Here is a 393-nt window from a genome sequence, read left to right on the forward strand (position 1 = left end):
CCCCTTTTGCTTTTGTGTTATCTGTTGTTTGCCGATGAGCTTCTTTGCTGCCCAGGGAAAATCTAACTGGCATCGATATGAACATTGCGCAGCAACGGCCCGGAGAGAGGGAAAGGACGTTCGCCATCATTGCTCACCATCAGAGTAAAGGCCCGCTCTTCGACCGGGCCTTTGGTGTTTGTTGGTTCTGAACCCTGAATCTGAAAAGTTTGCCGATAGCGATGGACGACTCATTGCCAGCGGTCTCTGGCAACAACAACGGCTAAGAAAGCTGGCGAACTATCGTCAGGAAGAGCCTGAATGATCGCTTACTTTGGGGAATGGAGTGGAGCAGATACAAGGGGTAGACCAGTATCGTTGGGTGGGGGGGGGGGGTGGGGGGGGGGGGGGGGG

Origin of the sequence: Klebsiella sp. MS 92-3, assembly GCF_000195655.1 — a bacterium.
Classification (GTDB): domain Bacteria; phylum Pseudomonadota; class Gammaproteobacteria; order Enterobacterales; family Enterobacteriaceae; genus Klebsiella; species Klebsiella pneumoniae.